This window comes from Streptomyces syringium (genome assembly GCF_017876625.1).
GTDB lineage: Bacteria > Actinomycetota > Actinomycetes > Streptomycetales > Streptomycetaceae > Streptomyces > Streptomyces syringius.
Genome location: NZ_JAGIOH010000001.1, coordinates 4,948,514 through 4,967,135, shown reverse-complemented (window position 1 = coordinate 4,967,135; position 18,622 = coordinate 4,948,514). Strand labels below are relative to the sequence as shown.

Genomic DNA, 18,622 nt, shown 5'->3' with positions numbered 1-18,622 from the left:
TGGCCGGGCCGGTCCGGCGGCAGTGTCAGCCGTCGTGAACCTCGAATGACAGATGTCATGGGTGCCGCGGAACATGCGGGAGCCCCCGCGCCGGATGCGGCGCGGGGGCTCCCACGGGCCTTGCGAGGATGTGCGCGATCAGCTCGGGTTGAGCGGGATCACGCCGACGCGCTCGGCGGGCGTCTTGCCGATCAGCGCCTTGCGGAGGGCGCCGACCACGTCCTGGGGGGTGACGGCGGTCTTCGTGCCGTTGCCCCGCTGGATGAGGACGCCGTTGAAGCGGCTGCCGTACAGCTCCTTCAGCGCTTCCAGGTTGTAGTTCTCGACGAGCTTCCCGTCGACCTCCTTGACCGAGAGGATCTTCGGCAGCGAGAGGTCCGGACCGAACTGGATCCGGTGCGCCGCGTCGGTCTGGACCGTGACCAGGCCGGACATCGCGGGCTTCGCGAAGGCCGCCATCATCCGGTCGACCTCGGCATTGCCGACCTTGGGCGTCTGGGGTGCGCTGGGCAGCTCGACGGTCTTGCTCGCACCGCCCGCCGCGCGCTCGCGGTAGGCGTCCGAGACGGCCTTGACCGCCTTGGCGTTGTCCAGGCCCTGGTACGGCTTGCCGTAGACGGGGACGGCCTTGCCCGGCTCGAACTTGATCGTGCCGTCCTTGGCCGCGCCGCTCTCACCGGCCAGCGTCTTGAGCGCGGCGGCGACCTTCTCCTCGTCCACGTTCAGCGTGGGCTCGGCCTCGCGGGTGCCGCCGATCAGCGAACCGAGGACGGTGACCGGGTTGTAGTCCCGGCCGGCCGCGGCCCGCACCGTGGCCTGGGTGTCGATGGACAGGCCCGCCACGGACGGCTTGAGCTGCGCCTCCTTGCCCGCGATGGACACCGTCAGCGGCGCGCTCGCCCGCTCGCCGAGGGCGGAGTCGAGCTTCTTGACGGCCTCCTCCTTCGAGGTGCCGCCGATGTCCACGCCGAGCACGGTGGTGCCGTTCGGCACGTCCGCGTGGTCGAGCAGCAGCCCGGCGCCGTACGCGACACCGACCAGCGCGACCAGACCGCCGCCCAGCAGGACGAGCTTCGAGCGGCCCTTCTTCTTGGGCGCGCTCTTCGCCGCTGCCTTGGGCGCGCTCTTGGCCGCGGGCGCGGCCGGCTTCGGCGCCGGAACGCCCGACTTGGGCTTCGGCACCGGCACACGGGGCGCGCCGCTGTCGACGGGCTTGGGGACCGAGCCACCGGGCGACACCGGGGGCACGCCGCTCACCAGCGTCTCGCCGGGCATCTGGCCGACGGGAGGCGTGGGCGCGGGCACCTTGGCCTTGCGCTTCTTGGACTGCTTGCCCGGCGTCGCCTGCGGAGCCTGCTGGGTCTGACCCGGCCGGCCCTGGCCCTGCTGGGGCTGCTGCTTGCCCTGGGGCGGCCGTGGGGCACCACCGACCGGAGGCGGGGTCTGTATGGCCGGGAAGCCCTCGCGCGGGGTGTCCGTACGACCCGGTGCGAACGCGCCCGCGGCCGCGCTGCCCTGGGGGTACACGAACGGGTCGTCGAGGCTCGGCGCCTGGAACTGCTGGGTGGTCTCGGGCTCGGCCCACGGCGGTGCGCCGACGGAATTCTGCCCGGGGACGGTCGGCTGCGCCATGGCACCCGTGACGGAGGACTCGCCGGGCCACGGCGCGGCGGAGTTCTGCCCGTCCTGCCAGGGGGCGGCACCGGCCGGGGCGGTGGTGCCCGACGTGTCGCGGACCCACGGCGCGGAGCCGCTCGCGGCGGGGGCGCCCTGCCACGGAGCCGAGCCCGTCATGGACCCCTGGCCCGGGGCGGGCGGCTGCGCGGAGGCGTCGGCCGAGGTGTCCCGCACCCACGGCGCGCCGCCACCCGCGGCGGGCGGCTGCGGCGTCACCGGCGGCGGGGCGCTCTGGCCCACCTGACGGCGGGGCAGGCCCGGCGCGGGAGCCGCGGCGGGGGCGGCCGGGCCCGACTTGCGCGGGGCGAACCAGTCGCTGGTCTTCTCGCCCTTGCCGTCCCCTCGGTCCGCCTCCGGCGCGGCCGGCGGCGTGGCCGACGGCTCCGGGCGGCGGGGCAGGCTGGGCTTGGTCCTCGGGGGCTCGGCCCCCCGGTCCGGGCCGGCGGCCGACGACGCGCCGGGACCGGCAGCGGGGTCCGGGGCGGCGGATGCCTTCCCGGCCGTGCCGTCCTCGACGGGCGTGCGCATGATGACCGGCGGAATGGGTCGCGAGCCCGGGATGTTGATGCGGATCCGCGTCGTCATCGTGGTCTCGGTCTTGGGCTCTTCCGGCGTGGGCGGCCCGGCGGGCTCGTCTGTGCCGGCGGCGCCGGGCGGCACATCGCGGGTGCCGTAGGGCGTGGTGCCCGACGGGTACGCGGCGCCACCGCGCCCCTGGGGCCCAGAGGACGAAGTGTCAGATTCACGGCTCAAAGCAGGTTCTCCCGGTTACTCTCCGCCGCCCTCGATGACCTCGCTCGGGGTCGCCCATGCCGAAGGCCAGGGGTAGCTCGGCGGCGCGCACCACCATACTGGGCACCACCGGCACGCACTTGACGACCGTCGGATCAGCCCGGCGGGCGGGAGCGCGGTGCGCGCCTTCGTGCCTCGGACGCGTCAGGCAGAAATCGTCACGTCACTTCCCAAGTCGGACCGACGGTCCGCCCGGTTGCGACAGTTTGGGCACCGTGGCGCAGATCACAGCCACGACCATTCCGCCCAGCAGAAAGGCGTACGAGCCGAGTCCGGCCCCGAAGAGGAAGTCCCCCTCCGGGCGGCTCGCCGTCAGCATCAGCACGGCGAGCAGCCAGCCGACCCCGGGTGCCACACCGCCGGATCTGCTCCCGGTGGCCGTCACTCCGCCGTAGCAGAGCGCGGCGATGCCGAGCAGCGCGAGCAGCAACCCGCCGGGGAACCAGCCGCCTTGCACCAGCGACCCGGCGACGCCGACCAGGGCCCCTAGCACGGCAAGTCCGGCGAACGCCGCGATCCGGCCGAAACCGAGCTGTGGAGTGAGACCCTTCATCAGGCCACCCCCGCGAAGAGGTCGTCCTCGCGGCCGGCCGCGGACGAGCCGCGGACGAGCCGGTAGTACTCGTCGCCGAGCAGCGGCTGCCCGAGGTCGTTGGAGAGCGCGAAGAAGGGGCCGTCCACGGCGATCTGCGTGGCGTGGGCGCGCATCGCGGCCGCCTTCGCCGCGGCGTAGGGAGAGCTGTCGACCGCGGCCGTCACCTCGTCGTCGGGCACGACACCGGGCACGTCGGCGGGCGAGGCGATGCCCGGGAAGGGCATGTCCTTGCCCTGCTCGCGCAGCCGTGCGAAGCCCGCCTCGACGACCGAGAGCGGGACGCAGTTCCAGTAGACCTTGGGGACGGCGTGCGGATCGCCGAGGTCCCGGCGGAAGACCGGCTCCGCCGCCAGCTCGACGGCGCGCATCGCGACGCGGTGGGCCTGGATGTGGTCGGGGTGGCCGTAGCCGCCGTCCGGGTCGTAGGTGACGAGCACCTGGGGCCGGATCTCGCGGATCACCTCGACGAGGTGCGCGGCGGCCTCGTCCACCTCGGCCCGCCAGAAGCAGCCGGGGTGCTCGTTCTGCGGGGCGCCCATCATGCCGGAGTCTCTGTACCGCCCGGGTCCGCCGAGGAAGCGGTGGTCGGTGACGCCCAGCTCCTTCATCGCGGCGGCGAGTTCGGCGACGCGGTACGGGCCGAGGGTGTCGTCGCGATCGGCGGCGAGGTGCGCCAGATCGGGCGGGATCACCTCGCCCTCTTCGCCGAGCGTGCACGTCACGAGCGTGACATGGGCGCCCTCGGCGGCGTACTTGGCCATGGTCGCGCCGTTGTTGATCGACTCGTCGTCCGGGTGCGCGTGCACCAGGAGCAGCCGGCGGCCTGGCAACAAGGAGCTGTCGGTCATGGGACCAGCCTACGAGCCCGGCGGCGCGTGCGGGGCGCCGCCCGGACACCGAACGTCAGAACTTGATGTTGCTGATCATCCCGGTCACGCTCGTGGTCAGGCTGTGCAGCGTGGGGGCTACCGACGAACTCGCGAGGTAGAACCCCAACAGCACACAGACCGCGGCGTGGCCCGCCTTCAGTCCGGACTTCCGGACCAGCAGGAAGACGATGATCGCCAGCAGCACCACCGCCGAAATCGAGAGTGCCACAGCGGTTCACCTCCAGTACGCGCGGTCGGATGGATCACATACAGATGCCTCAGAAGCCATACCCACTATGCGCGAGTGATCATAACTTTCCGTACGTGCCAAGACTCGGTGCACAGGAGCAAATGTGGGGCGCACGGCGAGATCTCGCCGCCCCCGGCCGTAGGCTCCCGGCATGACCGGACAGCTTTCGTTTCCACGTCAATACGCCCGTACCCAGCGCTTCTCCCTCGGCGCGCCGCGCGCGTTCACGGTGTCGCCGGACGGCTCGCGTGTCGTCTTCCTGCGCTCCCGATCCGGCACCGATCGGGCGAACGTCCTGTGGGTGCTCGACCTCGACGCGGGCCGGGAGTACCCGGCCGCGGACCCGGCGGTGCTGCTGGGCGGCGCCGACGAAGAGCTGTCCGCCGAGGAGCGGGCCCGCCGCGAACGCAGCCGTGAGGGGTCGGCCGGCGTCGTGGGATACGCGGTGGACAACGCGGTGGAGTTGGCGGCGTTCGCCCTGTCCGGGCGGCTCTTCGTCGCCGAACTGCGTGGTGGTACGGCCCGCGAGCTGACCGTGCCGGGCCCGGTCGTCGACCCCCGCCCCTCCCCCGACGGCCGCCGGGTCGCGTATGTCGCGGGCGGCGCGCTGCGCGTGGTGGAGGCGGACGGCAGCGCCGACCGCGCCTTGGCCGAACCGGAGAACGACACCACCACGTGGGGGCTCGCCGAATTCATCGCCGCCGAGGAGATGGACCGCTCGCGCGGCTTCTGGTGGTCGCCGGACGGCACCGCCCTGCTGGCCGCCCGCGCCGACGACGCGGCCGTCGACCGCTGGTGGATCGCCGACCCGGCCAACCCCGCCCGGGAGCCCGCCGAGGTCGCCTACCCGGCGGCGGGCACGGCCAACGCGTCGGTGTCGCTGTCCCTGCTGCGCCTGGACGGCACCCGGACGGACATCCAATGGGACCGTGAGCGCCGCCCCTACCTGGCACGTGTCCACTGGTCGGCGGACGGCGCACCGCTGCTGCTGGTCCAGTCGCGCGACCAGCGCTCCCAGGTTTATCTGGCCGTGGACACCGATTCGGGCGCCACCCGGGTGCTGCATGTTGACGAGGACGCAATCTGGCTTGATCTTTTCGCTGGTGTGCCCGCATGGTCGCCGCAGGGCGATCTCGTACGGATCGCCGAAGAAGACGGCGCCCGCGTGCTGGTGGTCGGCGACCGCGCCCTGACCGGCCCGCACACACATGTGCGGGCGGTGCTCGACGTGGGCGACGACGACGTGCTGGTCTCGGCGTCCGCCGGGCCCGGGGCGACGGATCCCGAGACGGGCCAGGCGCACGTGTACCGCGTCGACGAGCGGGGCGCGGAGCGCCTTTCGGAGGGCGAGGGCTGGCACTCGGCGGTGCGTTCGGGCGCGGTCACCGTGCTGGTGTCGGCGTCGCTCGGCCGCGCGGGCTCCGAGGCCCGGGTGCTGCGGGACGGCAAGCAGATCGCCGTCGTGGCCTCGTACGCGCAGGAGCCGGTGCTGACCGCCCGCGTCACGCTCACCGAGGCGGGCGAGCGGCGCGTGCCGTGCGCCGTCCTGCTGCCGACCGGCTACACCGAGGGCGACGGCCCGCTGCCCGTGCTGATGGATCCCTACGGCGGTCCGCACGGCCAGCGGGTGGTCGCCGCGCACAACGCCCACCTGACCTCGCAGTGGTTCGCCGACCAGGGCTTCGCCGTCATCGTCGCCGACGGGCGGGGCACCCCGCACCGCTCCCCCGCCTGGGAGAAGTCCATCCGCGACGACTTCGCGGGGGCCACCCTGGAGGACCAGGTCGAGGCCGTACGGGCGCTGGCCGGGCGCTACCCCCTGGATCTGACCCGGGTGGGCATCCGCGGCTGGTCGTACGGCGGTTATCTCGCGGCGCTCGCCGTGCTGCGCCGCCCGGACGTCTTCCACGCGGGCATCGCGGGCGCGCCCGTCACCGACTGGCGGCTGTACGACACGCACTACACCGAGCGCTACCTCGGCCACCCCGACGAGCAGCTGGCGGTGTACGCCCGTAATTCCCTGGTCACGGACGAGGGCCTGTCCGAGCCGGCCGAGCAGGTCCGCCCGCTGATGATCGTCCACGGTCTGGCGGACGACAACGTGGTCGCCGCGCACACCCTGCGGCTCTCCTCGGCCCTGCTGGCGGCGGGCCGCCCGCACGAGGTGCTGCCGCTGTCGGGGGTCACCCACATGACGCCGCAGGAGCAGGTCGCGGAGAATCTGCTGCTGCTCCAAGTCGACTTCCTCAAGAGGAGCCTGGGCATGGCCTGACCCACGTCGTCGGCGAGCGCCCTGCGGGCGCGTCCTCAATCGCCGGACAGGCTGGATTTGGCTGAGCCCGGCCCCATCAAGCCCTCTGGGGAGAGGCTGATTTCGGCTGAGCTCAGCCCAACCCAAGCCCGTCCGGCGATTGAGGACACCGCCGCGCAGCGGCAGGTGCACACGAGAGCGGCCCGAGGCAGATGCGGAGGGACGCCCCGTATTTCACCCAGGCCCTCTTGACCGCGCCGTGAGTCCATTGCCACAGTCCGCTCAACCCACCGCGTGCGCGCCCTGTGCGCCGGGTTGACGAGACGACAGTGCGGGGGATCCACGCGATGACGAGTCCTTCCCCGGCCGCGACGGCCGAAGCCGGGCCGGTGGGCCGGTCGCCCGGACAGCTGATGTGGCGCCGCTTCCGACGCGACCGCTCGGGGGTCGTCTCCGCATACGTCGTGGCCTTCTTCTTCACCGTCGCGATCGCGGCGCCGGTGATCTCGAAGCTGTACGGGAAGAGCCCGACGACGACCTACGGCCTGAACGAGCAGGGCCTGCTCAACGAGTTCGGTTATCCCGTCGCGCCCAACGGCGGCATCTCCGGCCGGTTCTGGTTCGGCATCGAGCCCACCCTGGGCCGGGACGTGCTGACCCAGCTCGTCTTCGGCATCCGCACCTCCCTGCTGATCGCCGTGGCCGCCACCGTGCTGTGCGTGCTGACGGGCGTGGTGGTCGGAGTGACGGCCGGCTACATGGGCGGCCGGACCGACTACTTCCTGGGCCGGTTCATCGATCTGCTGCTCGCCTTCCCCTCCCAGCTGTCCTTCATCGCCTTCACCCCCGTCGTCTACTCCCTCTTCGTCAGCCCGGAGAAGGAGACCCCCACGTATCTGCGGGTGGTGACCCTGATCCTGGTGCTGTGGGTGCTGGGCTGGATGGGACTCGCGCGACTGCTGCGCGGCCAGGTGCTCAGCCTGCGGGAGCGGGAGTTCATCGAAGCCGCGAAGGTGACCGGCGCCTCGCCCTGGCGGATCATCACCAAGGAGCTGCTGCCCAACCTCTGGACCCCGATCCTGGTCCAGTCGACGCTGATGCTGCCCTCGTTCGTGACCATCGAGGCCGGGCTCTCCTTCATCGGGGTCGGCATCCTGGAGCCCACGCCCGACTGGGGCCGGATGTTCGCCAACGGCGCCCAGTACTACGAGAGCGACATCACCTACATCTTCTTCCCCGGCCTCGCGATGATCATTTTCGTGGTCGCCTTCAATCTGCTCGGGGACTCCGTCCGGGACGCCTTCGACCCCCGGACCGCACGCTGAACCACACGCTGAACCGCACGCAGCCGCACGTCATCGTCACAACGGACAGGCAGGTGCATCGACCCATGACCCCCAGGACGAGAACTCCCAGGAGAAGGGCATCCTTCGCGGCCACGGCCCTCGCGGCCGGTGCGCTGGTGCTGGCCGCATGCAGCGACGGAGGCGGCGGGAGCGGCAAGGACAAGGACAGCGGTCCGGGCGACGACAAGACCACGGCCTCGAACTACTCGATCGGCACCAAGGCCGACTCGGCCGGCCCCGCCCCGGAGGTGCCGGGCGCGAAGAAGGGCGGCACGGTCGGCGTTCTCCAGCGGGACGCCTTCAACCACCTCGACCCGGGCCAGATCTACTACGCCGACGTGCTGGCCAACCAGATGCTCTACAACCGTTCCCTCACCTCGTACAAAGTGGACGACAAGGGCAGGGTCAAGGTCGTCGGCGACCTCGCGACCGACGCCGGCACCGCCTCGGACGGCGGGAAGACCTGGAAGTTCACCCTCAAGGACGGACTCAAGTTCGAGGACGGCTCGCCCATCACCGCCAAGGACGTGCGGTGGGGCATCGAGCGGCTCTACGCCCCCTTCGAGACCGACGGACCCCTCTACATCCCGCAGTGGCTCTCCGGCGACGGCAACGACTTCCGCAAGGCCCTGCCGGACGGCCCGTACAACGGCAAGCACCTGCCCTCGTCGGTGCTCGACACCCCCGACGACAAGACGATCATCTTCCACTTCCGTCAGCCGCACGCGGACACCCCCTTCGCGACCGCGATGCCGAACATCGGCGCGGTCAAGCAGGCGAAGGACACCAAGCAGAAGTACGACAACGCCCCCTTCTCCTCCGGCCCGTACAAGGTCGGCACGTACAAGGTCGGCAAGTCGCTGACGCTGGTGAAGAACGAGAACTGGGACCCGAAGACCGACCCGATCCGCCACCAGTACGCCGACCGGTTCGAGATCAGCTTCGGCCACCAGTTCGCCGACTCCACCCGGCGCTTCCTCGCCGACCAGGGCGGCGACAAGAACGCCCTGTCGTTCAGCAACGCCGTGGCACCGGAGATGACCGAGAAGGTGCTGAAGCAGACCGACACCAAGGCCCGCCGCTTCGTGGAGATCCAGCCCTACGTCGACTACATCAGCTTCAACACCGACCGCCTGAAGGACGCCAAGGTCCGCAAGGCGCTCGCGTACGCCATGCCCAACGGGCAGATCCTCCAGCAGAACGGCGGCGCGACCGCCGGGGTGGTGGCCACCAACTACCTCTCGCCCGCGATGGACGGCTACCGGCCGACCGACCCGTACAAGAAGAAGGCGAACCCGGCCGGGCAGCCCGACAAGGCCAAGGAGCTGCTGAAGGAGGCCGGCAAGCTCGGCCAGGAGATCGTCTACGCCTACGCCAACACCGACGTCCAGCAGAAGGTCGCCGTCGTGGTGACGCAGGCGCTGGAGCGGGCGGGCTTCACGGTGCAGAAGAAGGAGATCGACTCCAACACCTACCGGACGGCGATCGCCGAGGTGAAGAACAAGTTCGACATCTACCGCTCGTCGTGGGGAGCGGACTGGCCGGTCTCCTCCACCGTCGTGCCGCCGCTCTTCGACGGCCGGCAGGTCGCCGACGGTGCCCAGAACTACGGCCATTTGAAGAATTCCGGGGTCGACTCCGAGATCGACCGGATCAACGCCATCCCGGATGTGAAGAAGGCCGCGCCCGAGTGGCAGAAGCTGGCCGACAAGATCCTCGAGGAGGACGTCCCGGGCGTGCCGGTCTTCTACAACCGGCAGTTCTCGCTGTGGGGTTCGAACCTCGGCGGCGTCCGCTACCACCCCGTCTACGGGACCGTCGACCCGACCTCCGTCTACGTCAAGTAGCGCCGACGGGTGAGGGCGGGTCAGCGCGCCCGCCCTCACCCCGCGCCCACGTCCGGCCGGGCCGCCACGGCCCGGCCGGTCCCCGCCGCCCGGCCGGAACCTCCGTCCGCCCGGCCGCTGCCTCCCGCTACCCGGAAGACCGCGACGACATGCTCAGATTCCTCGTCCGCCGCTCGCTCGGCGCGATCGTCATCATCCTGCTGATCAGCGCGATCACCTTCTTCCTCTTCTTCGCCCTGCCCTCCGAGCCCGCCCTGATGTCCTGCGGCAAGAACTGCACACCCGACGCCCTCGCGGTCATCAACAAGAACCTGGGCCTGGACCAGCCCGTCCCCGTCCAGTACTGGCACTACATGCAGGGCATCTTCATGGGCCGCGACTTCACCGTCGGCCACTGCCCGGCGCCCTGCTTCGGCTACTCCTTCTCCAACCAGCAGCCGGTCTGGGGCACGATCGTCGACCGCTTCCCGACCACCTTGTCCATCACCCTCGGGGGCGCGGCCGTCTTCCTCGTCGTCGGTGTGGGCATCGGCATGATCGCGGCGGCCTTCCGGGGCACGTGGATCGACAAGTTCTTCAGCTCCCTGTCGCTCGTCGGCGGGGCCCTGCAGATCTACTTCGTCGGCGTCATCGCCCTCGCCGTCCTGGTCAGCGGGCTGCACTGGATGGACAACCCGGCGTACCACCCGATCACCGAGGACCCCGTCAAGTGGTTCACGGGCATGCTCATCCCCTGGCTGGTGCTCTCCATCATCTTCATCGCCAACTACAGCCGGATGACCCGCTCCCAGATGATCGAGCAGCTGGGCGAGGACCATGTGCGCACCGCGCGCGCCAAGGGCCTCGGCCGTCGCACGGTCTTCTTCCGCTACGCCTGGCGGGGTGCGCTGGCGCCCATCGTCACCATCTTCGGCATCGACCTCGGCTCGCTCTTCGGCGGCGCGATCATCACGGAGTTCACCTTCAGCCTGCACGGCCTCGGCCGGCTCGCCGTCTCCTCGGTGAGCGAGACCGATCTGCCCACCCTCATGGCCGTGATGCTCGTCGGCTGCACGGCCATCGTCATCGCCAACATCGTGGTGGACGCCGCCTACGCCGTCATCGACCCCCGCGTACGCCTCGCCTAGCAGCCGGGAGAACCACCGCCGTGACCGCGACCACCACGCCCTTTCTGTCCGTGCGCGATCTGTACGTGCGCTTCGCCACCGAGGACGGCACGGTCAAGGCCGTCGACGGGCTCTCCTTCGAGCTGGAGCGCGGCCGTACGCTCGGGATCGTCGGCGAGTCCGGCTCGGGGAAGTCCGTCACCAACCTCGCCGTCCTCGGGCTGCACGACCCGCGCACCACCGAGATCGAGGGCGAGATCCTGCTGGACGGGCAGGAGCTGACCGGTGCCCCCGAGTCCACGCTGGAGAAGCTGCGCGGCCACAAGGCGGCGATGATCTTCCAGGACTCGCTCACCGCACTCTCCCCGTACTACACCGTCGGCCGCCAGATCGCCGAGCCCTTCCGCAAGCACACCGGGGCCACCCGGCGCGAGGCCCGGCTGCGGGCGGTCGAGATGCTGGGGCGCGTCGGCATCCCCAACCCCGCGCTGCGCGTGGACGATTACCCGCATCAGTTCTCCGGTGGCATGCGCCAGCGCGCGATGATCGCGATGGCGCTGGTCTGCGACCCCGAGCTGCTGATCGCCGACGAGCCGACGACCGCGCTGGACGTGACCGTGCAGGCGCAGATCCTCGATCTGCTCAAGGACCTCCAGCAGCAGACCGGTTCGGCGATCATCCTCATCACCCACGACCTCGGCGTCGTCGCCCACACCGTCGACGAGCTGCTGGTGATGTACGCGGGCCGGGCCGTGGAGCGCGGCACGGTCACCGAGGTGCTGGGGGCGCCACGGCACCCGTACACCTGGGGGCTGCTGGGGTCGATGCCCCGGCTGACGTCGGACGTCGAGGAGCCGCTGAACCCGATCCCGGGCGCGCCGCCGAGCCTGCTGGCCCCGCCGCCGGGCTGCCCCTTCCACCCGCGCTGCGGCCAGGTCGCGGCCGTCGGGGGCGACCGGTGCCGCACCGAGCGGCCGGAGCTGCCGGGGGGCCGGGGCGCGGCCTGTCATCTGACGCCCGAGCGGCAGCGGGCCACCTTCGCCGAGCAGATCAAACCCCGACTGGGCTAGGGCGTGTGAGGAGTTCCCACCATGAAGGACAAGGTTTCGCTGCCCGCGCCGCGCGAGGCGGCCCCGGACGGGGGCCGGGGCGAGCCCCTGCTCGTCGCCGAGGGGCTGACCAAACACTTTCCGATCATGGGCGGCTTCCCCGTGAAGCGGCGGATCGGGGCCGTCCAGGCCGTGGACGGCCTGGATCTGACCGTACGGGCCGGGGAGAGCTTCGGGCTGGTGGGCGAGTCCGGGTGCGGCAAGTCCACCACCGGCCGGCTGCTGACCCGGCTGCTGGAGCCGACCGCCGGGCGGATCGTCTACCGGGGGCGGGACATCACGCACGCGGGGCGGCGGGAGCTGGCGCCGTTCCGCGCCGAGATCCAGATGATCTTCCAGGACCCGTATGCCTCGCTGAATCCCCGGCACACCGTGGGGAAGATCGTCTCCGGGCCGATGGAGATCAACGGCATCGATCCGCCGGGCGGCCGGGAGGCGCGGGTGCGGGAGCTGCTGGAGACCGTGGGGCTGAGCCCCGAGCACTACAACCGCTTCCCGCACGAGTTCTCCGGCGGCCAGCGCCAGCGCATCGGCGTCGCCCGCGCGCTCGCCCTCGAACCGAAGCTGATCGTCGCCGACGAGCCGGTCTCCGCGCTCGATGTCTCCATTCAGGCCCAGGTCGTCAATCTGCTCCGGGACGTGCAGCGCGAGTTGGGCATCGCGTTCGTCTTCATCGCGCACGACCTGGCCGTCGTACGGCACTTCTCGCAGCGTGTCGCCGTGATGTACCTCGGCAGGATCGTCGAGGTCGGCGACCGGGACGACATCTACCGCCGGCCGCGCCACCCCTACACCCACGCCCTGCTCTCCGCTGTGCCCGAGGCCACGGACCTGATGAACGAGGGGGCCGGCTCCCCGGGTGCGAGCCGTGAGCGCATCCGGCTCGCGGGCGATGTGCCGTCGCCGATCCGGCCGCCGTCCGGCTGCCGGTTCCGCACGCGCTGCTGGAAGGCGCAGGAGGTGTGCGCCACCGAGCAGCCGCCCCTGCTGCGTGCCGAGGGCAGCGGGCCTGGCCATCTGTCCGCGTGCCACTTTCCCGAGCCGCCGACGGTGGAGCGGGCGACCGAGGTCATTCTCGATCCGGCCCTTCGGGCGGCGGAGGGACATACGGAATCCCGGCCGCCGAACCATGCGCCGTGAATTCTGTCAACTCTTGTGATTACAGGGGCACATGCCTACTGTCAAATCCACGCGACGCGGTAATCGCACCGCGGGCGGACCTGACGAGAAGGAGGTGTTTGCCATGCGCAAGATGATCCTGACCGGTGCGCTTTTCGCCCGGCTGACTCGCAAGGACCGACTCACCCTGCCGTACTCGTACTACTAAACCGGCACGGTGACGCACCCGGTGGCCGCGGCAGCGATGCCGCGGCCACCGTCGTTCCCCCGCCCGAACCCCTGCCCGTACGAACCCCTGCGAGGCATCCGTGACCGCCACCGCCCAACCGCGCAATGATCTTCCCGGCCCGTCCGGTGACAAGTACTTGGGCAATCTGCACGCGTTCAGCACCGACCCGCTCGGCTTTCTGACCGCTTGCTCCCGGAATTACGGTGACGTGGTGCGGCTCGGCGCGAACAATGTGCTGCTGACCTCCCCCGGTGACGTCGAGAAAATGCTCGTCGACCGGAACGCGAAATTCTCCAAGGCCAGCGCCGACACCCGGCGCGGTTCCCGGCGGCAGGGCTTTCCGCGCTCGACCATGAACAGCGACGGCGCCGAGTGGCAGGCCAAACGGCACCGGATGCAGCCCGCGTTCGGCCGGTCCCTGGCGACCAGGGCCGCCGAGATCGTCGACGCGCAGGGCGAGCGGATGCTCGCCCCCTGGCAGCCCGGTCAGGCCCGCGACCTCCAGGACGACGTCTCCGTACTGACGCTGCGACTGGTCACCTCGCTGATGTTCGGTGACGAGTTCAGCGACGCGGACACCGCCGAGGTGGCCCGGCTGGTCGCGCCCATCATGGACCTCTCCACCTCACCGGTGCTGCTGCCCGAGTGGGTGCCCACCCTCCGCAAGCTCCGCATCCGGCGCTCGATGCGCCGCGTCGACCGCACCCTGCACGCCCTCGCCGCCTCGCCCGCCGCCGGTGACCCGCAGCGCGCGCCCGTGCTGCACGCCCTCGTGCACGGCGACCCGGCCCCCACGCCGGACGAACTCCGCGACGAGCTCGCCACGTTGATCATGGCCGGGTTCGAGACGACCAACGACTCCGTCGTCTGGGCGAGCGTGCTGCTCGCCCAGCACCCCGAGGCCGCCGAGCGGGCCCGGGCCGAGGCCGAGGCGGCCTTCGCCACCACCCCGGCCGGGCTGGCCCGGATGGAGGCCCTGTCGTACACGAACGCCGTGGTCCGCGAGGCCCTGCGGCTGTACTCGCCGGTCTGGCTCACCAGCCGCGACGCCACCGAGGACATGGAGTTCGGCGGCTATCTCATACCGGCCGGCACCACGGTCACCGTCAGCCAGTGGGTCAACCACCGCGACCCCCGCTACTGGGAGGACGCCGAGGAGTTCCGCCCCGAGCGCTGGCTCGGCAGCGGACCCAAGGCCGTACCGCGCGGCTCGTACTTCCCCTTCGGCCTCGGCCCCCGGGTCTGCGTCGGCGCCGCCGTCGCGACCACCGAGACCGTGCACATCGTCGCCGACATCTGGCGCCGCTTCCGGCTGGAGCTGATCCGCCCCGAGCGCATCACCCCCCGCCCGGCCCTCGCCCTCCAGCCGATGGGCGTGGAGGTCGTGCCGCGCGCCTGGTGATCAGGCGCCGTCCCGGCCCTCCGCGCCCTCCGGCGGCACGACCCGCCGCTCCTCGGCGAAGTGACAGGCCGACGGGTGCGCGGGCGAGCCGCCCTCCTGACGGAACCACTCCGGCACCGCCAGCTCCGGCACCTCCACCACGCACCGCTCCTGCGCCTTCCAGCAGCGGGTGCGGAAGCGGCAGCCCGACGGCGGATGCGCGGGCGAGGGCACGTCCCCCGACAGCAGGATCCGCTCCCGCCGCGCCCGCGCCGCCGGGTCCGGCATGGGCACGGCCGACAGCAGCGCCTGGGTGTAGGGATGCGTCGGGTGCTGGTAGATCTGGGTGTCGGTGCCGATCTCGGCGAGCCGCCCGAGGTACATCACCGCGACCCGGTCGGAGATGTGCCGCACCACGGACAGGTCGTGCGCGATGAAGACGTAGGACAGCTCGAACTCGTCCTGGAGCTTCTCCAGCAGATTGACCACCTGCGCCTGGACGGAGACGTCCAGCGCGGAGACGGGCTCGTCGCAGATGATGATCTCCGGGTTGAGCGCCAGGCCGCGCGCGATGCCGATGCGCTGCCGCTGACCGCCGGAGAACTGGTGCGGGTAGCGGTTGATGTACTCCGGGTTCAGACCGACGACGTCCAGGAGTTCCTGGACCTTCCGCCGACGGTCGCCCTTCGGGGCCACCTCGGGGTGGATCTCGTACGGCTCCCCGATGATGTCGCCGACCGTCATCCGGGGGTTGAGCGAGGTGTACGGGTCCTGGAAGACCATCTGGATGTTGCGGCGCACGGCCTTGAGCGCCTTGCCCGACAGATCGGCGATGTCCTCGCCCTTGTACAGGATCCGCCCGGCCGTCGGCCGCTCCAGATGGACCAGCAGCTTCGCGACCGTCGACTTGCCGCAGCCGGACTCCCCCACGATGCCCAGCGTCTCGCCCCGCCGCAGCCCGAAGGAGACCCCGTCGACCGCCCGGACCGCGCCCACCTGCTTACGGAAGACGATCCCCCGGTTCACTGGGTAGTGCTTGACGAGGTCCCGTACCTCCAGAATCTCCTCGCCTTCAGCTCTCATCGAGGGTGTCCTTCCAGAAGTGGCAGGCGCTGGCCCGGCCCGGGCCCACGGTGAACAGCGGCGGCCGGTCCGTACGGCAGACGTCCTGGGCGCGGGGGCAGCGCGGGTTGAACGGACAGCCGGGCGGGATGTCGGTCAGGCTGGGCGGCAGGCCCTTGATCGCGTAGAGCTCCCGGCCCTTCTGGTCCAGGCGCGGGATCGAGTCCAGCAGGCCACGGGTGTACGGATGCGCGGGCGCCGCGTACAGCTCGTGCACGGGCGCGGTCTCCACGATCCGGCCCGCGTACATCACCGCGATCCGGTCGGCGACGTCCGCGACCACGCCCAGGTCGTGGGTGATCAGGATCAGACCCATGTTGTACTCGCGCTGGAGCTCCGCGAGCAGATCCATGACCTGCGCCTGCACCGTCACATCGAGCGCGGTCGTCGGCTCGTCCGCGATGATCAGGTCCGGCTCCAGGGCCAGCGCCATCGCGATCATGATGCGCTGACGCATACCGCCCGAGAACTGGTGCGGATAGTCCCGCAGCCGTTCCTGCGCGGCCGGGATCCGTACCCGGTCCATCAGCTGCGCGGCCCGCGCGCGGGCGTCCTTACGGGTCATCCCCTGGTGCACCACGTACATCTCGGCGAGCTGCGCCCCCACGGTCATCACGGGGTTCAGGGACGACAGCGCGTCCTGGAAGATCATCGCGATCTTCGCGCCGCGCAGTCTGCGCCGGGACTCGGCCCCCATCGTCAGCAGGTCCTCGCCCCGGAAGAGCACCTCGCCGCCGGTGACGAACCCCGGCGGCGAGTCGAGGATGCCCATCACCGCCTGGGCGGTCACCGACTTGCCCGAGCCCGACTCGCCGAGCACGGCCAGCGTCTCGCCCGCCGCCACGCTGTACGTCACGCCGTTGACCGCCTTGGCCACCCCGTCCCGGGTGCGGAACTCCACCCGCAGATCGCTCACGTCCAACAGATTCTTCGGCTGCGCCGGGGTCTCCTGGGTCAGCTGCTGATCCATCCGTCGCTCCATCCCGCCGGGTCTCAGCGCAACTTGGGGTCGAGGGCGTCGCGCACCGCGTCGCCGAGCATGATGAACGCGAGCACCGTGATGCTCAGGGCTCCCGCCGGCCACAGCAGCATGTGCGGGGCGTTGCGGATCTGGGTGGAGGCGTTGGAGATGTCGATCCCCCAGGAGACCGTTGGCGGCTTGAGGCCGACGCCCACGAACGACAGCGTCGCCTCCAGGGCGATGTACGTGCCCAGCGCGATGGTCGCCACGACGATGACCGGGGCCACCGCGTTGGGCGCGATGTGCCGCAGCAGCATCCGTCTGTTGCCGGCCCCGAGCGCCCGCGCCGCCTGGACGTAGTCGTGCTGCTTGGCCGTGACGACCGAGCCGCGCGCGATCCTGGAGATCTGCGGCCAGCCCAGCAGCACGATGAAGCCGACCACCGGCCACACCGAGCCGCTGGTGACCACGGAGAGGAAGACCAGCCCGCCGAGGATGATCGGGATGCCGAAGAAGATGTCGGCGATCCGGGACAGCAGCCCGTCCCACCAGCCCCCGAAGAACCCGGCCAGCCCGCCCAGCACACTGCCGAGCAGCGCCGCCCCGGTCGTGGCGCAGACCCCGACGGCGATCGAGGCGCGCGCGCCGTGGACCGTGCGGGTGTAGACGTCGCAGCCCTGGGTGTCGAAGCCGAAGGGGTGGCCGGGCTGTGAGCCCTGGCCCGCCTTGGCCAGGTTGCAGCTGAGGGGGTTGCCGCTCGCGATGAGGCCGGGCCAGATCGCGATCAGCACCAGGAAGACGATGACCAGCCCGGAGACGAGGAAGACGGGGTTGCGCCGCAGGTCGTGCCAGGCGTCGGACCACAGGCTGCGGGCCCTGCCGTCGGCGCCGCCGGGGGGCGGCTCCTTCTCCAGGGACTCGCCCTCGCTGGTGGCCAGCGTCATGGCGCCGCCGTCGCCGGGGGTGATGGCCGCCTGGGGATCGAGCTTCGGGTCGAAGGGGTCAGGCATAGCGGATCCTCGGGTCGAGCACGGCGTAGAGGAGATCGACGAGCAGGTTCGCCAGCAGGAAGACGATGACCAGGACGGTCACGAAGCCGACGACGGTCGGCGAGTTCTGCCGCAGGATGCCCTGGTAGAGCTGGTAGCCGACGCCGTGGATGTTGAAGATCCGCTCGGTGACGATGGCGCCGCCCATCAGCGCGCCGATGTCGGTGCCGATGAAGGTGACGACGGGGATCAGCGAGTTGCGCAGCAGATGCCGGGTCACCACCCGGCGCCGGGGCAGCCCCTTGGCCACGGCCGTACGGACGTAGTCGGCGCGGGAGTTCTCGGCGATGGACGTGCGCGTCAGCCGGGTGACGTAGGCGAGCGAGGTCAGGGCGAGGACCAGGCCCGGCAGGATCAGCTCGTCGAACGGCGCGGCCGGGGAGACGGACGGGGAGACCCACGCCCATTTCACGCCCAGCAGGTACTGGAGCACATAGCCGCTGACGAAGGTGGGGATGGACACCACGATCAGGGTGAGCAGCAGCACGGAGGTGTCCACCGAGCGCCCGCGCCGCAGTCCGCTGAGGACACCGAGGGTGATCCCGACGAGGATCTCGAAGAGCAGCGCGACGACGGTCAGCCGCAGGGTCACCGGGAAGGCGCTCTTCATCAGCTCGGTGACCTTCATGCCGTTGAAGGCGGTGCCGAAGTCACCGGTGAGGATCTGCCCCATGTAGTGCAGGTATTGCTTCCACAGCGGCTCGTCGAGGTAGAGGTCCTTGCGGATCCGCGCGGCGGTCGCTGGGTCGGGGGCCTTGTCGCCGAACAGCGCGGCGATGGGGTCACCGAGGGCGTAGACCATGAAGAAGATCAGGAACGTGCTGCCGATGAACACCGGGATCATCTGGAGCAGCCGCCGGATCACATACCGTCCCATGGGGGCTCCGGGGGGTTCGTACGTAAGGAAGGGGCGTCCGGG

General features: G+C 71.0%; 16 protein-coding genes. 8 read left to right on the top strand and 8 right to left on the bottom strand.

Features of this window, described 5'->3' with window-relative positions; translation table 11 throughout:
- Positions 1-138 precede the first annotated feature (138 nt).
- The 4 genes from JO379_RS22210 to JO379_RS22195 form a co-directional block, all read right to left on the bottom strand.
- Positions 139-2,430 (bottom strand): peptidoglycan binding domain-containing protein, encoded by a 2,292-nt coding sequence (locus JO379_RS22210; RefSeq protein ID WP_165451580.1) that lies wholly within the window; start codon positions 2,428-2,430, stop codon positions 139-141.
- A gap of 202 nt (positions 2,431-2,632) precedes the next feature.
- Positions 2,633-3,022: a DUF6113 family protein gene (locus JO379_RS22205; protein WP_130879724.1), complete on the bottom strand. Its 390-nt coding sequence runs from the start codon at positions 3,020-3,022 to the stop codon at positions 2,633-2,635.
- On the bottom strand, positions 3,022-3,912 hold the full coding sequence (gene mshB, locus JO379_RS22200) for an N-acetyl-1-D-myo-inositol-2-amino-2-deoxy-alpha-D-glucopyranoside deacetylase (RefSeq protein WP_130879723.1): 891 nt from the start codon (positions 3,910-3,912) through the stop codon (positions 3,022-3,024). The genes JO379_RS22205 and mshB overlap by 1 nt, the downstream gene beginning before the upstream one ends.
- A gap of 55 nt (positions 3,913-3,967) precedes the next feature.
- Entirely contained in the window at positions 3,968-4,162 is a 195-nt protein-coding gene (locus tag JO379_RS22195) for a hypothetical protein (RefSeq protein WP_130879722.1), read from the bottom strand.
- Positions 4,163-4,334: 172 nt separating this feature from the next.
- Here JO379_RS22195 and JO379_RS22190 point away from each other — a divergent pair, with 172 nt between their 5' ends.
- The 8 genes from JO379_RS22190 to JO379_RS22160 all read left to right on the top strand — a co-directional run bounded on the left by JO379_RS22190 (position 4,335) and on the right by JO379_RS22160 (position 14,592).
- Positions 4,335-6,455 carry a S9 family peptidase gene (locus JO379_RS22190; protein WP_209516593.1) on the top strand — a complete coding sequence of 707 codons (2,121 nt, stop codon included), beginning with the start codon at positions 4,335-4,337 and terminating at the stop codon, positions 6,453-6,455.
- A gap of 326 nt (positions 6,456-6,781) precedes the next feature.
- Positions 6,782-7,759 carry an ABC transporter permease gene (locus JO379_RS22185; protein ID WP_130879720.1) on the top strand — a complete coding sequence of 326 codons (978 nt, stop codon included), beginning with the start codon at positions 6,782-6,784 and terminating at the stop codon, positions 7,757-7,759.
- 65 nt (positions 7,760-7,824) lie between these two features.
- Positions 7,825-9,627, top strand: coding sequence for an ABC transporter substrate-binding protein (locus tag JO379_RS22180; protein ID WP_209516590.1), 1,803 nt, complete (start codon positions 7,825-7,827; stop codon positions 9,625-9,627).
- Between the two features lie 149 nt (positions 9,628-9,776).
- Positions 9,777-10,754, top strand: a complete 978-nt coding sequence (locus JO379_RS22175) for an ABC transporter permease (RefSeq protein WP_130879718.1) — start codon at positions 9,777-9,779, stop codon at positions 10,752-10,754.
- A 20-nt stretch (positions 10,755-10,774) separates the two neighbouring features.
- Positions 10,775-11,803, top strand: a complete 1,029-nt coding sequence (locus JO379_RS22170; RefSeq protein ID WP_130879717.1) for an ABC transporter ATP-binding protein — start codon at positions 10,775-10,777, stop codon at positions 11,801-11,803.
- Between the two features lie 21 nt (positions 11,804-11,824).
- Positions 11,825-12,982 carry an ABC transporter ATP-binding protein gene (locus JO379_RS22165; RefSeq protein ID WP_130879716.1) on the top strand — a complete coding sequence of 386 codons (1,158 nt, stop codon included), beginning with the start codon at positions 11,825-11,827 and terminating at the stop codon, positions 12,980-12,982.
- Positions 12,983-13,013: 31 nt separating this feature from the next.
- A complete protein-coding gene (locus JO379_RS34195) occupies positions 13,014-13,169 on the top strand; it encodes a cittilin family RiPP precursor (protein WP_372449102.1) in 156 nt (51 codons plus the stop codon).
- A gap of 100 nt (positions 13,170-13,269) precedes the next feature.
- Positions 13,270-14,592, top strand: a complete 1,323-nt coding sequence (locus JO379_RS22160; protein WP_209516587.1) for a cytochrome P450 — start codon at positions 13,270-13,272, stop codon at positions 14,590-14,592.
- Here the strand turns inward: JO379_RS22160 and JO379_RS22155 are convergent, their stop codons facing one another.
- From JO379_RS22155 to JO379_RS22140, 4 genes are read right to left on the bottom strand one after another with little or no spacing between them, the layout of a single operon-like run.
- The gene (locus JO379_RS22155; RefSeq protein ID WP_209516584.1) at positions 14,593-15,654 is read right to left on the bottom strand and encodes an ABC transporter ATP-binding protein; all 1,062 of its coding nucleotides are present in this window, start codon (positions 15,652-15,654) and stop codon (positions 14,593-14,595) included.
- A complete protein-coding gene (locus JO379_RS22150) occupies positions 15,644-16,663 on the bottom strand; it encodes an ABC transporter ATP-binding protein (RefSeq protein WP_209516581.1) in 1,020 nt (339 codons plus the stop codon). Before JO379_RS22150 ends, JO379_RS22155 begins: the two co-directional genes overlap by 11 nt.
- A 23-nt stretch (positions 16,664-16,686) precedes the next feature.
- Positions 16,687-17,664 (bottom strand): ABC transporter permease, encoded by a 978-nt coding sequence (locus JO379_RS22145; protein ID WP_130879712.1) that lies wholly within the window; start codon positions 17,662-17,664, stop codon positions 16,687-16,689.
- On the bottom strand, positions 17,657-18,580 hold the full coding sequence (locus tag JO379_RS22140) for an ABC transporter permease (protein ID WP_130879711.1): 924 nt from the start codon (positions 18,578-18,580) through the stop codon (positions 17,657-17,659). The genes JO379_RS22145 and JO379_RS22140 overlap by 8 nt, the downstream gene beginning before the upstream one ends.
- Positions 18,581-18,622: the final 42 nt, after the last annotated feature.

What these genes read in the sequence shown, in the direction of transcription:
- JO379_RS22205 (WP_130879724.1), bottom strand. Translation starts at nt 3,022, where the DNA reads ATGAAGGGTCTCACTCCACAGCTCGGTTTCGGCCGGATCGCGGCGTTC.
- mshB (WP_130879723.1), bottom strand. Translation starts at nt 3,912, where the DNA reads ATGACCGACAGCTCCTTGTTGCCAGGCCGCCGGCTGCTCCTGGTGCAC.
- JO379_RS22190 (WP_209516593.1), top strand. Translation starts at nt 4,335, where the DNA reads ATGACCGGACAGCTTTCGTTTCCACGTCAATACGCCCGTACCCAGCGC.
- JO379_RS22185 (WP_130879720.1), top strand. Translation starts at nt 6,782, where the DNA reads ATGACGAGTCCTTCCCCGGCCGCGACGGCCGAAGCCGGGCCGGTGGGC.
- JO379_RS22180 (WP_209516590.1), top strand. Translation starts at nt 7,825, where the DNA reads ATGACCCCCAGGACGAGAACTCCCAGGAGAAGGGCATCCTTCGCGGCC.
- JO379_RS22175 (WP_130879718.1), top strand. Translation starts at nt 9,777, where the DNA reads ATGCTCAGATTCCTCGTCCGCCGCTCGCTCGGCGCGATCGTCATCATC.
- JO379_RS22165 (WP_130879716.1), top strand. Translation starts at nt 11,825, where the DNA reads ATGAAGGACAAGGTTTCGCTGCCCGCGCCGCGCGAGGCGGCCCCGGAC.
- JO379_RS34195 (WP_372449102.1), top strand. Translation starts at nt 13,014, where the DNA reads ATGCCTACTGTCAAATCCACGCGACGCGGTAATCGCACCGCGGGCGGA.
- JO379_RS22155 (WP_209516584.1), bottom strand. Translation starts at nt 15,654, where the DNA reads ATGAGAGCTGAAGGCGAGGAGATTCTGGAGGTACGGGACCTCGTCAAG.
- JO379_RS22150 (WP_209516581.1), bottom strand. Translation starts at nt 16,663, where the DNA reads ATGGATCAGCAGCTGACCCAGGAGACCCCGGCGCAGCCGAAGAATCTG.
- JO379_RS22145 (WP_130879712.1), bottom strand. Translation starts at nt 17,664, where the DNA reads ATGCCTGACCCCTTCGACCCGAAGCTCGATCCCCAGGCGGCCATCACC.
- JO379_RS22140 (WP_130879711.1), bottom strand. Translation starts at nt 18,580, where the DNA reads ATGGGACGGTATGTGATCCGGCGGCTGCTCCAGATGATCCCGGTGTTC.